The organism is Alphaproteobacteria bacterium (assembly GCA_030739735.1).
Lineage (GTDB): Bacteria > Pseudomonadota > Alphaproteobacteria > UBA7887 > UBA7887 > UBA7887.
Genome location: JASLYQ010000046.1, coordinates 1 through 826, shown reverse-complemented (window position 1 = coordinate 826; position 826 = coordinate 1). Strand labels below are relative to the sequence as shown.

Here is an 826-nt window from a genome sequence, read left to right as displayed (position 1 = left end):
ATAATACCTGAGCTTTTTCCATGTTTCTTATACCATGAATCGTGTGGAAAATTTCACCAGTTTTTTCGTTTACCATTTGGCAACACATTATTAACTTGCTTTTTTCTTCTTTTTCTAACATATTAATGATGTAGCCTTTTAATCTGCATTCTCTTTTTCTTGTATAGTAGCAAGTTCTTCTAGTGTTAAACCTTTAACACCTTCATACACAATAATGTCATCTGTGTCTTGTATAGCAAGACGTGCCTTTTCTATATTGTCTGTTTGAAATAGTACTTTTTCATAATTGTCTACTACAACGTAGTCAATTTTTTGATCAAGTTCACGAGCAAGTTCTTTTTTATAAGTAGCCATATATTTCCTTTAAAGTTGAAAGTTGATTTGGTCTCGGTGGTAGGGTTCGAACCTACGGCCCCCTGCTCCCAAAGCAGGTGCGCTACCAGACTGCGCCACACCGAGGTTAGTGATTTTCTGCGTAGTCCCCTTCGTAAAAAGTCTCCGGATCACGATGCATTGCACGATCCATATAATCATCTAAGATTGTTGTTTTTTCTAATAAGGAATGAAATAAAATTGTTTCCTTTTCTAGTGCTTCTGCCTCCCATGGAAGATCCCTATAATGTAAATCTTTCCATTCGAATATTTCACCCTTCCATTTTTCTACATCTTTTTTTTCATACTGTATCCATTTTCTTGTTGCAAACTGCCAAACATGGACCATTTCATGTGCAAGTATTCTTAAGATAAATGTAGTACGGTGACTTCCGTCTATTTCAAGATCAAACTCTCTAGGCCGACTACATGCACCAGTAATTAAACTAGAACC

Annotated in this window: 2 protein-coding genes and 1 tRNA gene; all 3 read right to left on the bottom strand. The window is 36.2% G+C overall.

Translation table 11 applies throughout. The annotated features are described in order from the left end of the window. Positions 1-138: 138 nt before the first annotated feature. The gene (locus tag QF629_12970) at positions 139-354 is read right to left on the bottom strand and encodes a hypothetical protein (protein ID MDP6014432.1); all 216 of its coding nucleotides are present in this window, start codon (positions 352-354) and stop codon (positions 139-141) included. A 28-nt stretch (positions 355-382) separates the two neighbouring features. Next, positions 383-459 (bottom strand) — tRNA-Pro (locus QF629_12965). Position 460: 1 nt separating this feature from the next. Next, positions 461-826, bottom strand: a 366-nt coding sequence (locus QF629_12960; protein ID MDP6014431.1) for a hypothetical protein, incomplete at its 5' end; no start/stop codon positions are given.

What these genes read in the sequence shown, in the direction of transcription:
- QF629_12970 (MDP6014432.1), bottom strand. Translation starts at nt 354, where the DNA reads ATGGCTACTTATAAAAAAGAACTTGCTCGTGAACTTGATCAAAAAATT.